Annotated in this window: 11 protein-coding genes; 2 read left to right on the forward strand and 9 right to left on the reverse strand. The window is 74.1% G+C overall.

Translation table 11 applies throughout. The features are described from left to right. Nucleotides 1–596: 596 nt before the first annotated feature. Genes QUV83_RS16290 through QUV83_RS16300 form a run of 3 tightly spaced genes read right to left on the reverse strand, consistent with a single transcriptional unit; the run spans nt 597 to nt 4,430 of the window. Entirely contained in the window at nt 597–1,541 is a 945-nt protein-coding gene (locus QUV83_RS16290; protein WP_289565980.1) for a tetratricopeptide repeat protein, read from the reverse strand. Between the two features lie 28 nt (nt 1,542–1,569). Further along, nucleotides 1,570–2,568 carry a hypothetical protein gene (locus QUV83_RS16295; protein ID WP_289565981.1) on the reverse strand — a complete coding sequence of 333 codons (999 nt, stop codon included), beginning with the start codon at nt 2,566–2,568 and terminating at the stop codon, nt 1,570–1,572. After that, entirely contained in the window at nt 2,565–4,430 is a 1,866-nt protein-coding gene (locus QUV83_RS16300) for a hypothetical protein (protein ID WP_289565982.1), read from the reverse strand. Before QUV83_RS16300 ends, QUV83_RS16295 begins: the two co-directional genes overlap by 4 nt. Nucleotides 4,431–4,645: 215 nt before the next feature. Here QUV83_RS16300 and QUV83_RS16305 point away from each other — a divergent pair, with 215 nt between their 5' ends. Together QUV83_RS16305 and QUV83_RS16310 are read left to right on the forward strand one after the other, a co-directional pair. Further along, nucleotides 4,646–6,952, forward strand: a complete 2,307-nt coding sequence (locus tag QUV83_RS16305; RefSeq protein ID WP_289565983.1) for a hypothetical protein — start codon at nt 4,646–4,648, stop codon at nt 6,950–6,952. A gap of 25 nt (nt 6,953–6,977) precedes the next feature. Further along, complete coding sequence (locus QUV83_RS16310; RefSeq protein WP_289565984.1) at nt 6,978–7,409, forward strand: hypothetical protein; 432 nt, start codon at nt 6,978–6,980, stop codon at nt 7,407–7,409. A gap of 34 nt (nt 7,410–7,443) precedes the next feature. On the opposite strand, the gene QUV83_RS16315 is transcribed toward QUV83_RS16310, so the two are convergent. The 6 genes from QUV83_RS16315 to QUV83_RS16340 form a co-directional block, all read right to left on the reverse strand. Next, the gene (locus QUV83_RS16315; protein WP_289565985.1) at nt 7,444–8,274 is read right to left on the reverse strand and encodes an alpha/beta fold hydrolase; all 831 of its coding nucleotides are present in this window, start codon (nt 8,272–8,274) and stop codon (nt 7,444–7,446) included. A 106-nt stretch (nt 8,275–8,380) separates the two neighbouring features. Beyond that, complete coding sequence (locus tag QUV83_RS16320; protein ID WP_289565986.1) at nt 8,381–9,199, reverse strand: HAD family hydrolase; 819 nt, start codon at nt 9,197–9,199, stop codon at nt 8,381–8,383. A 60-nt stretch (nt 9,200–9,259) separates the two neighbouring features. Next, nucleotides 9,260–9,568, reverse strand: a complete 309-nt coding sequence (locus tag QUV83_RS16325; protein WP_289565987.1) for a hypothetical protein — start codon at nt 9,566–9,568, stop codon at nt 9,260–9,262. 84 nt (nt 9,569–9,652) lie between these two features. Beyond that, a complete protein-coding gene (locus QUV83_RS16330) occupies nt 9,653–11,107 on the reverse strand; it encodes a glycoside hydrolase family 1 protein (protein ID WP_289565988.1) in 1,455 nt (484 codons plus the stop codon). Between the two features lie 163 nt (nt 11,108–11,270). Next, nucleotides 11,271–13,550, reverse strand: a complete 2,280-nt coding sequence (yicI, locus tag QUV83_RS16335; protein WP_289565989.1) for an alpha-xylosidase — start codon at nt 13,548–13,550, stop codon at nt 11,271–11,273. Next, nucleotides 13,547–15,661: a beta-galactosidase gene (locus QUV83_RS16340; protein WP_354003956.1), complete on the reverse strand. Its 2,115-nt coding sequence runs from the start codon at nt 15,659–15,661 to the stop codon at nt 13,547–13,549. Before QUV83_RS16340 ends, yicI begins: the two co-directional genes overlap by 4 nt. Nucleotides 15,662–15,877: the final 216 nt, after the last annotated feature.

Raw genomic sequence — 15,877 nt, forward strand, 5'->3', positions numbered from 1 at the left:
GCATCCTGCAGGTCTCGCAACCTGCCCGGAGGCAACCGTTCTAACCTACCCGAGTCACTTCCCTCAGTCAAGTCCCTCATTCGAGCGACCGAACTGTGGAGGAGCTCCTCCGTTCCCAGCGCAACGCTCTCACAGCGGCAAGACCGCTGCGATCGTGGTGTGTGGGTGGCTGCTCCGGCGATCGGCCGCCGAGGTTCTTCCCTCGGTGTCCGCTGCTCGCTCGGAGGCAACCGTTCAAACTTAGCCGAGGCGCTTCCCTCCGTCAAACCCGCCGTTTCCGGCTGATCCTCGGGGTGAGACTGCGTCTCTGACCGGGCATCGTTGCGAGACCACGACATGGTCGCGATCTCGATGACACCTGGATGGCCGCTCCGCGGGACCGGCCTCCGAGGATCTCTCCTCGTGTCCGTTCCTCCCTGCCGGGCGACATCCAGAACATTACGAGTGGGTCGCGCTGAGCGTCAAGCGAGCAAGCCGTGATCTGGGTCACGACACCGGGTCGGGCGCTGGCCTGGGGGAATGGCGAAGGGCCGGCGTCTGCGCGCTGATCGCGGACACCGGCCCCTCCCCCTCACCGCCCGCACCGGGCCATGAGGTCAGTACAACGCGTTCGCCAGCGCTCGCCGCGCGGCCACCACCCGGGGGTCGTCGCCGCCGACGACCTCGAACAAGTCGATGAGCCGCTGTCGCACAGCCTCGCGCTCCTCGCCCGCGGTGGCCCGGACGACATCGATCAGGCGCGCGAACGCGTCCTCGACCTTTCCGCCCAGCACATCCAGGTCGGCGACCAACAGCTGCGCCTCGACGTCGGACTGCCGGGCGGCAGCGGCGGCGCGGGCGCCTGCCAGGTCGGCGTCGCGCGTCCGCTCGAGCAGGCCGACCTGGGCGAGCCCCGCCCGGGCCATGTCGTCGCGCGGGTTCTCCTGGAGCGCCTGGGTGTACGCCTCTTGGGCGGCGGCGAGGTCGTCGCGCTCGATCGCGTCGAAGGCCGCCTGGTGCAGCGGGGGCAGCGGCGGCTCCTCCTCGTCGGCGGGGGCATCGGCCGGAGCCTGCTCGGACGTCGGGGCGGAGCCCGTGATCCCGTTCGCGGCGGCGGCCGCGAGCACCTGCTCGAGCACCGCGCGCACCTGCTCGATGGGCTGCGCTCCTTGGAACAGCGGGAGCGGCTGGCCCGCGAGCACCGCGACGACCGTGGGCACCGACTGCACCTGGAAGGCCTGCGCGACCTGCGGGCTGGCCTCCACGTCGATGCGGGCCAACAGGAACCTGCCGGCGTACTCCGCGGCGAGTGCCCCCAGGTCGCGGGCCAGCGCCGTGCTCACCTCGCTCCACGCCGCCCAGAGCAGGACGACCACGGGGTACTGCGTCGACGACTGGACGAGCGCCGGGAACCCGGCCTCGTCGACGTCCACCGTGTACGCGCCCGCCGCGGGCGGGCCGCCGGGCGACCCCGGCGGCGGCGTGGAGGGTCGCGCGAGGCTCGAGAGGTCGATCGCGCCCCGGACATCGAGGGGCGGCTGCTGGCTCGGCGGCTGGCTCATCGTCAGTTCTCCTGCGTGGACGTCTGGCTCACTCGCCGGTGACGGCGGTGAGGGAGTGCTCGGCGGCTAGCACCTGGACCTGGGGCGTCACCGAGCCTGTGGGCGGCACGTAGAAGACGATGACGTCGGTCCACGTCCTGGACAGATTGTTCCCGACGCTGGCCTTCCCGGCCAACGCCACCTCGAACGGGTCGGTGAGGGTGAGGCTCCCGCGGGTGATCGCCAGGGTGGTCACCGTGCTCATCTCGGCCACGACGAGGGCTCCGCCGTCCGCGGTGGACAGCGCGATGACATCGCCAACGGGCGTGTACGTCTCCGTGGCCGAGCCGACAGCCTCCACGCTCGCCTGCGACTCCGCGCGCCGACCCTCGATCGTCGTGCGGAAGAAGTCGGCGGCGAAGCTCGCGGCGTGCGGCGACGCGTCGCCGTTCGTCAGGACGTCGACATACTGCGCGACCACGTCGGCGGGCTTCACGACGAGGCTCTCGTCGTCGAGCGCGACTGGGATGCTGCCGATCTCGATGTCGGCCGTCGGCGGCATCTGCACACCGCCGCCGAGTCGCGCCCAGCCCCACAGCTTGTAGGGATCGCGGGGCGACGCCTGCTGCAGGACCAGGATGCGCGGCGCCTGCAGGTCCTCGGGCTGCTCCGTGACGACGAGCTGTGTGCGCGGCCACGTGGTCGTGTCCGGCACGATGCTCGACTGGGCGGCGACGGGCAAGACCGTCGGGACCTTGGCGCCCGCCGTCGCCGTCGCCCGGACGTACTCGGCGGTGCGGGTGGCCAGCGCCGGTCCCGTGACGCGCTCGGCGAGCAGCGCCGGGTCGAGCGCGGCGTCCGCCTCGGCCAAGACCTCGCCCAGGCGGGTGAGGACGTTCTCCGACTGAGCGGCGGTCAGCACAGGAGGGGCCACGGCCTGGGCCGCCTCCGGCGTCGGTTGTGGCAGCGGGCTCGCGCACGCCCCCAGGGCGAGGCAGCCCGCGAGGACCACGGCGCCGGCCCGTGCGCGGCGGATCCGGGAGGTCATCTGTGCTCACTCTCCTCCGGGTCGCGGCCCGGCTCGTCGTCGGCGGGGGCCGTGCCCCCGGGGATGCCCCAGGCGCGACGCCAGGCGTCACCGCGGGCCGTGACGGCCTCGGGGTCGCCGACATGGGGCCAGCTGGGCTGGGCGGCGGGCGCCTGCGAGGCATTGTCCGACGGGGGCGTGGGGCCGACGGCGTCAGGTCCCCTGCCCGCCGACGGCATGGCGCCCCACGTGGGCCCGGCGGACACGCCACGCGGCTCGGCTGCCCGGCGCGAGTCACCGCCCGGCCGGCGGAGCTCGGCACGGGACGGCAGGCGGCCGGGGTCGCCGGACTGCTCGGGCTCCGAGGGTGGCGGCGTAGCGGGCCTGGCGCCCCGGGAGACCCAGCGGCTGCCGAGCGTCGGCATCTCGCGCCGACGGCGGGAGTCGGCCGGCGTGCCGTCCGGGGCGGACGGGCTCGACGCGCTACCGCCGGGCTCCGCGGTCCACGGGGTGGGAGCCGGAGCGCCGCTCACATGGGCCGGCGGCGGCACGGACGCCGCGGCGGGCGCCTCGTCTGCCGGTCGGCCCAGCAGCCATGACGGCCTGCGCGATGCGGGCGGGTCGCTCGGCGGAGCGGGCGGCGGCGCTGCGGCCGTCGAGGCGGCAGGCAACGAGGCCGTAGGTGAGGGGGCCGCGTGTGACCGGTCTGCGTATGACCGGTCTGCGGGTGCGGGTGCTGCCGGGGACGGCGCCGGGTGCTGGGCGTGCGGGCCCGCGCCGGCTGGCGTCGGGTCGGCGCCCTCCGCCCCGCGACGGCCTGCGGAGAGCCAGGAGGGCGTCGTGGCGGCAGACGCGGCAGCTCCGGCGGACGCCCCAGCCAGAGGGCTGGGAGACGCCGGGCTCGATATCGACGAGTGGTGGGATGCCGATGCGCCCGCATGGACGGCGTCCGCGGACTCGGCGTCGGGGGCGGGACCGGCGCCCTGGTGGCTGGGCAGCGTGGCGACGCCGGCGGCGCGGAGCTCGCGCAGCTGACGGCGGGTGAGGCCCTCGGCGGACGCCCCCCGCGACCCCACGGTGCCGGTGACGGCGGGGATGGCGCCGGTCAGCACTGCGTGCCACTCGGGCTCGACGGGGCCGCGACGGGCCCGCCGCCACTGCCGCACGCCGAGCACGAGGCCCGCGACCAGGAGGATGCCGCCGACGACCAGCGCCGGCACGAGCCACGGCGTGGACACCGCGCGCGGCCACGACATCGTCAGAGTCGGCGCCTCGGAGCCGACGCTCGCCACGATCAGGCTCCACCGCCCGGGCTGGTCCTCCCAAGTGAGGGTGGCGGCGCCGTTGCCGGTCGCCTCCGCCACCCACAGGTCGGAGCCACGCGGGTCGGCGGCCGTCGCGGCCTCGTCGGCGGCGGCATCATCCGTGGCAGTGCCGTCGGTGGCCGTGCCGTCCTCAGTCGCAGCGCCCTCGTCAGTCGCAGCGCCCTCGTCAGTCGCAGCGCCCTCGTCAGTGGCCGGTTCGTCAGTGGCGTCATCGGCGGGGGTGGTGGCCGCGACGGCCTCGGTGCGGAGCTGGTCCCAACTGGACAGGCCCGTCACGCGCAGGTGCGCGTCCTCCCCCACCCAGCCGGTCACATCGGTGTCGCGGCCGACGGCGATGACCACAGGCGTGTCACCCGCGGCCTCGACGGTCACGGTGACGGGATCGCCGGCCAGGTCGAGCACGCCGGGGTCGGCGACGAGCAGTGCGGCGCCCTCTGGGGCGGTGGCCGAGGCCACGAGCACATCGTCGCCGCGCCACACCGTCGCGGACGCGACGCCGAGGCCGATGACGAGCAGGCCGAGGGCGCTGAGAATGGCGGCAGTAAGTCGATGGAGCACGCAGGATCCTCCCGAACGTCGACCGCCAGGGTAGACGAGGGCACTGAGTGCGACCGGACGAACCCGTCATCCCCGGAACCGGCTCGCCGCCATCGCCATGTGGAGGACTCCCCCCGAACCGGCCAGTATCCTGGCGCCGGACTACCGGCCGACCGTGCCGAGCCTTGATCGAGGCCGTCCCGGACCCGGCGCTCGAGCGCCCAGGAGGATCCCCCGTGGCAGAGGACCGTTCGCCCTTCCCCGTCGTCAACTTCCGCGGCTACGAACGCGCCCCGGTGGATGCCCGGATTGAGGCATTGGAGAAGGCGCTGGCGGACGCGCGAGCGCAGGTGGAGTCACTGGACTCCCGCACGATGCAGGTCGCCGGGGAGCTCTCCGAGGCGCACCGCCAGCTGCGCGAGGCGGAGCGGCCCACCTACTCCGGGTTGGGCTCGCGCATCGAGCACCTGCTGCGCTCGGCGGAGGAGCAGTCCTCCGACGTGGTCCAGCAGGCCAACGCGCAGGCCTCCGACGCCCTGGCACGGGCCAAGCTCGCCGCGGGCCAGCTGCGCGCGCGTGCGGAGAACGAGGTCGCCGAGCTGCTCGCGACGGCCCGCCGGGAGGCGGAGGAGGTCCGCAGCACGGCCCACACCGAGGCCGAGAGCGCACTCGCCGCCGCGCAGCGCCGCGCCGAGGAGCTCGTCGGATCCGCCGAGCGCGAGGCCGCGCGCATCCAGAGCGCGATCACCACCGAGGAGAGCGAGCGGCGCAGCAGCCTCGAGCGCGAGCTCGGGACGTTGCGGGCCACCGTCGAGCGCGAGGCCACCGAGCTGCGCATCTCCACTGAGCGCGCCGCCACCGAGCTGCGCACCCGCACCGAGGCCGAGACGAGCGCCGAGCGCGCCGAGGCCGAGCGGTACGCCCAAGACCTGCGGCAGAGCGCCGAGGCCGACACCACGGCGCTGCGCCAGCGTGTGGACGCCGAGCTGGCCACGATGCGCGCCGACGCCGAGCGGTTCGCTGCCATGCAGCGCTCCGTCGCCGCCACCGAGGTCGCCGAGGCCCGCCAGGCCATCGCCGCCGAGGTCACGTCGTTGCGCGCCGAGGCGCATGAGTACGCCGACAACGTCCGATCCAAGGCCGAGCGCGAGTCCGCCGCCCTGGAGCAGCGGGTCGCCGCCGAGGTCACCGCACTCCGCGCCGAGGCCGAGCAGTACGCCGGCTTCGTGCGGGCCAGCGCCGAGCGCGAGACCGGCGAGCTGCGCGCCGCCACCGCGGACGAGGTCGCAGCGGCCCGCTCCGAGGCCGAGCAGTCCATCACCTCGATGCGCCTCGAGGCCGAGCACTACTCGGTGGAGGTCCGCGCCCAGGCCGAGCGGGAGACCGCCGAGCTGCGCGAGCGCGCCGAGCACGAGACGCAGCACCTGCGCGCCGCCGCCGAGCGGGAGACCGCGGAGCTGCGCGACACCACCCAGCGCGAGGTCGCCGAGCTGCGCGAGCAGGCCGAGCGGGAGACCGCCGAGCTGCGCGAGAGCACGCGCCTCGAGGTCGAGCGCCAGCTCACCGAGACGCACCGCACCGTCGCCGAGATGACGGCGTCGGCCAAGGCCAGCGCCGACGCCCTGGTCCGGCAGACGGAGGAGGCGCTGACGGACGCCGAGCTGTCCATCGCGGCACGCCGCGAGGCCGCCGAGCGCGCCGACGCCGAGCGGCACGAGGCCGCGCGCCGGGAGACCGAGCGCCTGGTCGGCGACGCGGAGGCACACGCCAGCGAGGCCGAGCAGCGCGTGGCGAAGGCCCTCGAGCAGGCCGAGAAGGTCCGCACCGACTCCGAGGCCCACGCGAAGGAGCTGCTCAGCAACGCGCGCCGCAACGCGGACCGCGTGGTCGCCGAGGCCCGTGAGCACGCCGAGAAGCAGCTCTCCGAGGCGATGACGGAGGCCGAGCGCGAGCGCACGTCCGCCCAGCGCCAGGTGGAGGACCTCAACCGCCAGCGCGAGTCGATCACGTCCTACCTGGACGAGCTGCGGAACCTGCTGGGGAACGACCCCGTCCCCACCCGCCAGACCCTGGAGCAGGCGGAGAAGGCCGAGGCGCAGTTCGCCGCGCAGCAGGGCGACCGCCCCGCCGCGACGCGCACCGAGCAGCCCACCCCGCCCGCGTCCACGGGGACGCTGCGGTCCGTGCGCCCCGTCGGCAAGGTGCGTCCGGCGCCCGTCTCGGCGGCCTCGACGGCGTCCCAGCCCGCAGTCGCCCGCGACGCGAAGCCGGCGGGCAAGGCCTCGGACAACGGCTCCCCGAGGGCGGCCGACAAGCCGTCCGACGGCGCGAAGCCTGCTGACAGCGCCAAGCCTGCTGTCGACTCCAAGCCTGCTGTCGACTCCAAGCCTGCTGACAGCGCGAAGACTGATGGCGCCAAGTCCGCCCAGGGCGCGGCGCCGGCAGAGAGCAGCAAGCCGGCCGAGAGCGGCAAGCCTGTAGAGAGCAGCAGGCCGGCGGAGAGCGGCAAGGCGTCGGACGCCGCGAAGCCCTCGGACGGCTGATCCCGGCACGGCGAGGAGGACCCGGATGAGCACCCCTGACGCGGCGAGCTGGCGCGAGCAGCGCAGTGAGGCTGCCGCAGTGCACGCCGAGGCGCTGGAGCGGCGACGGGTCGCCGAGTCCGACCGGGCCCGCACGCTGATCGCCGCGTTCGTGCGCGAGGCGCGCGAACGCGGCGTCGAGCCGACGCCGCTGCGCGCCCGCAGCTACGACGGGCGCCATCGGTACCGCACCCACCTGCGCGGGTGGTACCTGCGCCGGGATGAGAGCGTCGCTGTGGGCGTCGACGGCGAGTTCTACGTGCTGAGCGTCCCGGCGTCGCTGCAGGCGGCGCTGCGCGGCGCGTCGGTGCCCCCGCGCGACCCGCCGCTGGTGATCGGCGCGGGCGGCAAGGACGGCGAGTCGCTCGACCTGCCGATCGCCCTGGCCCGCGCGTTGGGCGACGACCCGGGACGCTGAGCGTCAGCCCGGGCGTCCGGCAGAGGCCGCCCGCTCAGTCGTTGACCGTGTCCACGCGCTGGGCCAGGTCGCCCAGGGCGGCCGCGACAGCGGCAGGGTCCTCGACGGCTGTCATGTGCCCGCTGCGCACCACCACGACGAGCTGACCCGCGGGCAGCGCCTCGGCCATCGCCTCGGCGACCGCCGCGGGGGTGACTTGGTCCTCGTCGCCGACCAGCACCAACGCCGGCCCGTGGAACTCGCGCAGCAGGTGGCCGCGGTCCGGCCGGGCGGCCATGGCGCGCTGCGACCAGGCGACGCCAGCCGGCTGCTGGTCCTCGATCCACGCGGTCAGGGTCGCGGCGAGCGTCGGGCGGGCGGCCCGTGTCGACTCGCCGAGCAGCGCCGTCCCCATCGGCAGCACCTCGGCGACTGAGCCGGTCTCCTCCACGGCGTCGGCGATCCGGAGCCGGTTCAGCCGCGCGTCGTCGTCGTCGGCTGTGGCCTTGGTGTCGAGGAGCCCGAGCCCGGCGATCAGGTCGGGGTGGCGCTCGAGCAGCGCTAGGGCGACATAGCCGCCCATCGACAGGCCGGCCACGACGGCGCGCTCGACGCCACGAGCGGCGAGGGCCTGCGCGACGGCGTCGGCGGCTGCCTCGAGCCCGGGCGGGGCGGGCAGGTCGACGTCCGCGGAGCCGCCGAGGCCCGGGAGGTCGACGCCCAGCACAGTCCGGTCGACCGGGAGCTGGGCCACGGTGGACTCCCACATGCGCGAGTCCACCGGGAAGCCGTGCAGCAGCACCAGCGGCGTGGAGCCGGCTGTGCCGCCGCGCAGCTCGCGGACCGCGAGCGCGGGGATGGGCGCGTCGCCTGGGGTGGCGGTCATGCGGTCTCCTCCGTGTCGGACGCTGGGCCGGGCTCGGAGCCGAGCTCGGCGTCGGGCTCGGCGCTGATGGCGCGGCCGGACCAGGTGATGGGCAGCGTCGACGAGCCTATCCGCGGCGGGCGAGGCCTTCGAGTGCGGCCTCGAGCTGCCGGGCGACTCCGTCGTCATCGTTCGAGGCGCAGACGCGCGACGCCGCGGCGCGCACCGCCGGGTAGGCGTTGGCCACGGCGAAGGACTCCCCCGCCCAGGCGAGCATCGGCAGGTCGTTGGGCGCGTCGCCGAACGCCCAGACGTCGGCCGCCTCGATGCCGTGGCCGGCGGCCCAGTGCGCGAGGGTCGACGCCTTCGTGACACCGGGGCCGGTGATCTCCGCGAGGCCCTGGGCGCCCGAGTCGGCGACTATCGCGCGTTCCGCCAGTGCCGCGTGGACGTGCTCGAGCAGCTCGACGGGCCCGAGCGCGGTGGAGCGCATGAGCAGCTTGAGCGTCGAGCCGGCGAGGGCGTGGGTCACGTCGACGGTGTGCGCGGCGTCCCACGGCGGCGCAGCGTCGGCGCCGAAACCGGGCTCGGCGGCGAGGCCGTGGATGCTCTCGACGGCGAATGACGCCCCGGCGACGGCCCGCCGCAGGTCGTCGACGAGCTCGGCGACCAGCTCGGGCGCCATGCCGCGGTCCAGCAGCACGCTGCGCTCGTGCACGTCGTAGACGGCCGAGCCGTTGGCGCAGATCGCGGCCCCGTGCCCGCCCACGGCGGCGCGCAGCTCGTCCACCCAGCGCGGCGGACGCGCGGTGACGAAGACGACGCCGATCCCGGCCTCCTCGACGGCGCGCAACGCGTCGCGGGTGCGGGCCGAGAGGGCGCCGTCCGACCGCAGCAGGGTGCCGTCGAGGTCGGTGGCGATGAGGCGGGGGACGCGGGGGTGCATCTGGCCGACCCTAGCCGTCGCGGCGCGGCCGGACCGGGGACCCATAGTCAGGCGGGTGGCTCAGCGGCGGGGACGCCGCCGACCTCGGGCGGCCCAGCACGCGTTGTGCCAGTGCCGGCGGTCGTCGAGGGCGGCCTCGGCCCCGAACATCCCGTCGGCCGCCCACGCGACGACGTGGGCGGTGCCGGGCGCGATGAGCTGGTCGCAGCCGGGGCAGCGGTAGGGCCGGTCGGAGCCGCGCACGTCCTGCACCGTCCACTCCCCGTCCGCCCCGGCCTCGGTGCGGCGGCCGCCGCGCAGGCGGTCGGGGTCGAGCGGGACGTGCTCGGTCCCGTAGGGCCGTTTGGTCGATCGACGTCCGCTGGGCACGGCTCCATCCTCTCTCAGTCCCGGGTATGCGAACGGCCGCCCGCCCTGTCGGCGTGACAGGTGCGGGCGGCCGGGTCGCCGGGGTCAGCCCATGGTGGGGGCCGACTCCACCGTCGGGATCTTGCCCGTGCGGACGAGCTCGCCGTACCAGTACGAGGAGTCCTTGCGGGTCCGCACGAGGGTGTCGTAGTCGACGCGCACGATGCCGAACCGGCGGTCGTACCCGTAGGCCCACTCGAAGTTGTCGAGCAGCGACCACACGAAGTAGCCGCGCACGTCGACGCCCTTGTCCATGGCCGCGCCGACGGCGTCGATGTGGTCGTGCAGGTAGCTGACGCGCCGCTCGTCGTGCACGCGCCCGTCCGCGGAGAGCTCGTCGTCGAAGGCGGCGCCGTTCTCGGTGATGGCGAGCGGCAGGCCCGGGTAGGCCTCGTGCAGGTCGAGCAGCAGCTCGGTGAGGCCGTCGGGGTCGATGTTCCAGCCCATCGAGGTGTGCGGGCCGGGCATGGCCATCCACTCGATGTCGTCCGTGGCGGGCCACGGGCTCAGCGGCGAGGACTTGTGGCCATCCGGGCCGGGGCTGCCGTCGCCCGGCACCCGCGGGGCGTCGGACTTGCGGACCATTCCGGTCGAGTAGTAATTGACGCCGAGCACGTCGACCCCGCTGTTGATGATCTCCAGGTCGCCGTCCTGCACGAAGGACCAGTCGGTGACCGACGCGGTGTCCTCGAGCACGTCGGCCGGGTAGGCGCCGTCGAGCAGCGGGCCGAGGAACACGCCGTTGGCCAGGCCGTCGATGCGCCGCTTGGCGTCGATGTCCTCGGGGGCGGTGCTGGCGGCGCGGGTGACGTGCAGGTTGAGCGTGATGGAGATCTGCGCGTCGGCGCCGACGATCTCGCGGACCGCGCGCCCGCCCAGGCCGTGGGCCAGGTTGAGGTGGTGCACGGCGGCGAGGGAGTCGGCGTGGTTCTCCCGGCCGGGCGCGTGCACGCCCGAGGCGTAGCCCAGGTAGGCGGAGCACCACGGCTCGTTGAGGGTGGTCCAGATCTTCACGCGGTCGCCCAGCGCGCCCGCGACCACTGCCGCGTAGTCGGCGAACCGGTGGGCGGTGTCGCGGGCGGGCCAGCCGCCGGCGTCCTCGAGGGCCTGCGGCAGGTCCCAGTGGTACAGCGTGACGACGGGGTCGATGCCGGCCTCGACGAGCTGGTCGACGAGCCGCGAGTAGAAGTCGAGGCCCTTCTGGTTCACGGCGCCGGAGCCGGTGGGCTGGATGCGCGGCCACGCGACGGAGAACCGGTAGGCGTCGAGCCCGTGCGCCTTCATCAGCGCGACGTCCTCGACGGTGCGGTGGTAGTGGCCCACGGCCACGTCGCCGGTGTCGCCGTTGAGCACCTTGCCGGGCGTCGCGGAGAAGGTGTCCCAGATCGACGGGCCGCGGCCGTCTTCGGTGGTGGCCCCCTCGATCTGGTAGGAGGCGGTGGCGGAGCCCCAGAGGAAGTCGGCGGGGAACTGCCGACCGGACGGGCGCGAGGTGGTCATCGTCGATCCTTTGTGGAGGGGCGTCCGGCGCCGTCGCTGGCGCCTCTCAACCGGCAGGCCAGGCTACCGATCGAATCGTTACGATACAACAGTGGGAGCGTGACCGCGAGGGTCTGCGGGAGCGTTTCCATCGCTCCGCGCAGACCCCGTCGGCGCCCTGGCCTCACAGGCTCAGCTCGACCACCCCGACCCCAGCGGGCGCCTCGCCGCGTGGGCCGCCCACGACCTGCACGGACCATGGCAGGCCTGTGCCGACGACCTCGACGCGCACCCGGTCGCCGTCGCGCGTCACGGTGTACCGAGACCCGCCCGCGCCGCCGAGCCCCGGAACCCAGGTGGTCGAGCGGTGTCCGTCCTCCACCTCGAACAGGTGCAGCGTCACGCCGTCGGCGTACTCGTAGTCCGGGCGGTCGTCCCGCGCGCCGACCGGCAGCACCGTGCCCGGGCGGACCAGCAACGGCAACGAGTCGAAGCCGTGCCGCTGGCGGACCCAGCGCGGGCCCACGACCCGCTCCCCCGTGAGCAGGTCGGTCCAGACGCCCTCCGGCACGTAGAACTCCACGTCGCCCTCGGCGTTGAACACGGGGGCGACCAGCAGCGCGTCGCCCAACATGTACTGCGTGTCGATCGCCGCAGTGCCGCGGTCCTCGGGGAACTCGAGCGCCATCGGGCGCATCACCGGCACGCCCTCCTCATGCGCCTGCGCGCCGATGCGCGCCAGATACGGCATGAGGGAGAGCTTGAGTCGGGTGAACCGGCGGGTGACGTCCACCGCCTCCTCGTCGAAGGCCCACGGCACCCGGTAGGAGTCCGAGCCGTGCAGCCGGCTGTGCGAGGACAGCAGCCCGAACGGGAGCCACCGCTTGAACACCGCCGGGTCCGGGGTTCCCTCGAAGCCGCCGATGTCGTGGCTCCAGAACCCGAAGCCCGACATCGCCAGCGACAGGCCGCCGCGCAGCGACTCGGCCATCGACACGAAGGTCGACTCGCAGTCCCCACCCCAGTGCACCGGGAACTGCTGCCCGCCCGCGGTGGCCGAGCGGGCGAACAGCACCGCCTCGCCGGCGCCCTTCTCCTCCTCGAGCAGCTCGAAGACCGCCTTGTTGTAGAGGTGCGTGTAGTAGTTGTGCATCCCGGCCGGGTCGGAGCCGTCATGCCAGACGACGTCGGTGGGGATGCGCTCGCCGAAGTCCGTCTTGAACGCGTCGACGCCCATGTCCAGCAGCGCGCGCAGCTTGCCCTGGTACCAGGCCGTGGCCTCGGGGTTCGTGAAGTCGACGAGCGCCATGCCCGCCTGCCACAGGTTCCACTGCCACACCGAGCCGTCCGGGTTCTTCACCAGGTACCCGCGCTCGCGCCCCTCCGCGAACAGCGCCGAGCGCTGCGCGATGTACGGGTTGATCCAGACGCAGATCTTCAGCCCCTTGGCCTTGAGCCGCGCGAGCATGCCCTCCGGGTCCGGGAACGTGGCCGGGTCCCACACGAAGTCGCACCAGTGGAACTGCCGCATCCAGAAGCAGTCGAAGTGGAACACCGACAGCGGCAGGTCCCGCTCGGCCATGCCGTCGATGAAGCTGGTGACCGTCGCCTCGTCGTAGTTCGTGGTGAAGGACGTGGACAGCCACAACCCGTAGGACCACTCGGGGACCCGGGCCGGGCGGCCCGTCAGCGCCGTGAGCTTGCGCAGGATGTCCTTGGGTGTGGGCCCGTAGATCACGTAGTACCGCAGCGACTGGCCCTCGACGCTGAACTGCGCGCGCGAGACGACCTCGGTGCCCACCTCGAATGAGACCCGCTCGGGCTGGTCGACGAAGACCCCGTAGCCGGCGTCGGTCAGGTAGAACGGCACGTTCTTGTAGGCCTGGTCGGAGGCGGTGCCGCCGTCGGCGTTCCAGATGTCGACGGTCTGGCCGTTCTTGACCAGCGCGCCGAACCGCTCGCCCAGCCCGTAGACGTGCTCGCCGACGCCGAGCGTGAGCTGCTCGCGGACGAAGTGGCGCCCCTCGGCGTCGGTGATGACCCCGACGCTGCGCGGCGTCGACGTGGTCAGCGTGCGCCCGTCGGCCTGGAAGTCGACGGTCCACTCCCCCTCGGTCGCGACCCGGGCGGTCAGGGCCCCCGAGCGGAACGTCGCCACCGGCTCGCCGGTCAACTCCGGCCCGGCGACCTTGACGTCGGCGACCGACGTCGCGAGCTCGAAGGCGGGGCCGCGCTCGACGCCGCCTTGGAAGTGCTCGATGGTCACCCCCACCACGTCGTCCATCGGCGTGTGGAAGGACACGGTGATGAGCGGGCGATTGAGCGTGTCGCCTCGCGTGGCGAGCGGGCCCGTCGCCGCGTACAGCGTCAGTGTGTCGGCGCCGGCTACCACGTCGTCGACCGCCTGCGGCCGCAGGATGCTCACTCCCGGCAGGACCTGCCAGTAGCCATCGGTGAACTTCATGAGGTCCTCTCGATCAAGGCGACGACGCCCTCGGGTGGGAGATGCGCCGCGCCAGCGTGGTGGGCGCCGGTCAGCAGGTCGTGGAAGGAGCCCGGGAGCGCGACCTTGCGCTCCTCGGAGCCCGCGTTGAACAGGAACATCACGGGGCCGCGGCGCACCGCCTCGACACCGTCGGGCAGGTGGTCCAGCACGCCGCGCACCCCGGCTGCCTCGGCGCACTGCCGCATGACCTCGTCGAGCACCTGCTGCGGCGGCGTGGCGGCCACGTACCAGGCCTCACCGCCCGACGAGTGGGGGCGGCGGACGATCGCGGGGCAGCCCTCGAGGTCGGCGCCCATGAACTCGGCCACCGCCTCGCCGCCCTCCAGGCGCAGGCGCTCGGCCCACATGTGCGCGGTGAAGTCCCAGATGGCGTCCGATGCCACCGGGGCGCCGGAGTCCGGCAGCGGGCAGTGCTCCTCGCCGGACGCGCCGATCAGGTCGGCGAAGGGCACGGGGAACCGCCCCTGGCGGACGTGGCCGTCGCGGTCCGCGACAGCGGAGAACGGCCCGAGCAGCAGCACGCCGCCGCGCTCGACGACGCCCCGCAGGTTCTGCGCGTCCGCATCGTCGAGGAGGTAGAGCTGCGGGACGACGACGAGGTCGTAGCCGGACAGGTCGGCCCCGGGCGGCGCCACGTCGACGGCGACGCCCGCCTGCCACAGCGGCCGGTAGTACGACTGCATCTGGGCCATCACGCGCAGCCGGTCGGACGGCTGGGCGGGCTCCTCGGCCGCCCACCAGCTCGACCAGTCGAACACGACGGCCGCCCGGGCCTCGACCCGCGTCCCCAGCACCGGCGCGAGCAGGCGCAGCTCGGCGCCGTGCGCGCGCACCGCCCGGTGCAGGCGTGTGTCGGGCCCGGCGTGGGGCAGCATCCCCGAGTGGAACCGCTCGGCGCCGAAGGCCGAGGCCCGCCACTGGAAGAAGCAGGAGCCGTCGGCGCCGCGGGCGATGGCGCGCAGCGAGTCCAGCCGCATCCGCGCGGGGGACTTGGGCACGTTGTGGGCGCGCCAGTTCACCGCGCCGGCGGCCTGCTCCATGACCATCCACGGGCCCCCGCCGGCCAGCGAGCGCATCAGGTCGTGGGTCAGCGCCAGCATCGCCGGCGACTGCGCGTCCGCCGGGTCGCCGTAGACGTCGTCGGCGACGACATCGACATGGGGCGCCCAGCGCCAGTAGTCGGTGGCGTGGTGGAAGCCCATGAAGTTGGTGGTGACGGGGACTCCGGGCGCGAGCTGCCGCACCAGGTCGCGCTGCTCCAGGTACAACGCCAGGAGCTGGTCGGAGACGAACCTGCGGTGGTCGAGCACCTGGCTGGGGTTCAGCAGGTACGGCGCCGCGCGCGGCGGGACGATCTCGCCCCAGTCGTCGTACCGCTGGCTCCAGAACGACGTGCCCCAGGCCCGGTTGAGCTCGTCGATGGTCCCGTGGCGGCGGCACAGCCAGGCCTGCAGCTCGGCGCCGCACAGGTCGCAGTGGCACACCTGGCCGTACTCGTTGCCGATGTGCCACATGCGCACGGCCGGATGGGCGCCGTAGCGCTCGACGAGCGCCCGGGCGATGCCAAGCGCGCGCTCGCGGTAGACCGGGGACGACGGGCAGAAGTGGTTGCGCGAGCCGTGGCTGAGCCGCACCCCGTCCCTCGTCACCGCGCGGGTCTCGGGCCACCGGAGCCCGAGCCACGGCGGCGGCGAGGCGGTGGGCGTGGCGAGGTCGACGGCGATGCCCGCCGTGTGCAGCAGCCCCAGCACCTCGTCGAGCCAGTCGAAGTCGTAGTCGCCCGGTCGCGGCTCGAGGCGGGCCCAGCTGAAGACGCCGAGCGTCACGAGGTTGACCCCGGCCTCGCGCATGAGCGCCACGTCCTCGCGCCACACCTCGGCCGGCCACTGCTCGGGGTTGTAGTCGCCGCCGTACAGGATCCCGAGGTCGCTGGTGAGCGTGCCGAGGCCTGACTGGGCCGCCGCCGTGCCCGGCGTCATGCCCGGGGCCTGGCCCTGGCTGGTGATGTCCACGTTGCCCCCGTCGTCGCCGGTGTCCGCCGCCTGTGGCAGATCATCGAAGCGGTTCAACACGCTAGCCCCCGGCCAGGAGTGAGTCCAGCGCGTTTCGCTGGAGTCCATACGGCATATGGGTGGTCGCTCGTCGTCGAACCGCTTACCTCACCCAGGTGGACCAGAGGCCTGCCTTCGCCGCCCCACGCCCCGCTAAAGTGTCCGCAGCCGGGGCGCAGCGACCCCGGCCGACCACTCGCCGTCAGGGCAAGACTCGTCGTCAGGGCGAGATCA

Origin of the sequence: Cellulomonas cellasea (genome assembly GCF_030372105.1) — a bacterium.
GTDB classification, from domain to species: Bacteria; Actinomycetota; Actinomycetes; order Actinomycetales; family Cellulomonadaceae; genus Cellulomonas_A; species Cellulomonas_A cellasea_A.

Bases quoted from the DNA above. Each gene is read 5' to 3' on its own strand.
- QUV83_RS16290 (WP_289565980.1), bottom strand. From the start codon at position 1,541: ATGAGCCAGCCGCCGAGCCAGCAGCCGCCCCTCGATGTCCGGGGCGCG.
- QUV83_RS16295 (WP_289565981.1), bottom strand. From the start codon at position 2,568: ATGACCTCCCGGATCCGCCGCGCACGGGCCGGCGCCGTGGTCCTCGCG.
- QUV83_RS16310 (WP_289565984.1), top strand. From the start codon at position 6,978: ATGAGCACCCCTGACGCGGCGAGCTGGCGCGAGCAGCGCAGTGAGGCT.
- QUV83_RS16315 (WP_289565985.1), bottom strand. From the start codon at position 8,274: ATGACCGCCACCCCAGGCGACGCGCCCATCCCCGCGCTCGCGGTCCGC.
- QUV83_RS16320 (WP_289565986.1), bottom strand. From the start codon at position 9,199: ATGCACCCCCGCGTCCCCCGCCTCATCGCCACCGACCTCGACGGCACC.
- QUV83_RS16330 (WP_289565988.1), bottom strand. From the start codon at position 11,107: ATGACCACCTCGCGCCCGTCCGGTCGGCAGTTCCCCGCCGACTTCCTC.
- yicI (WP_289565989.1), bottom strand. From the start codon at position 13,550: ATGAAGTTCACCGATGGCTACTGGCAGGTCCTGCCGGGAGTGAGCATC.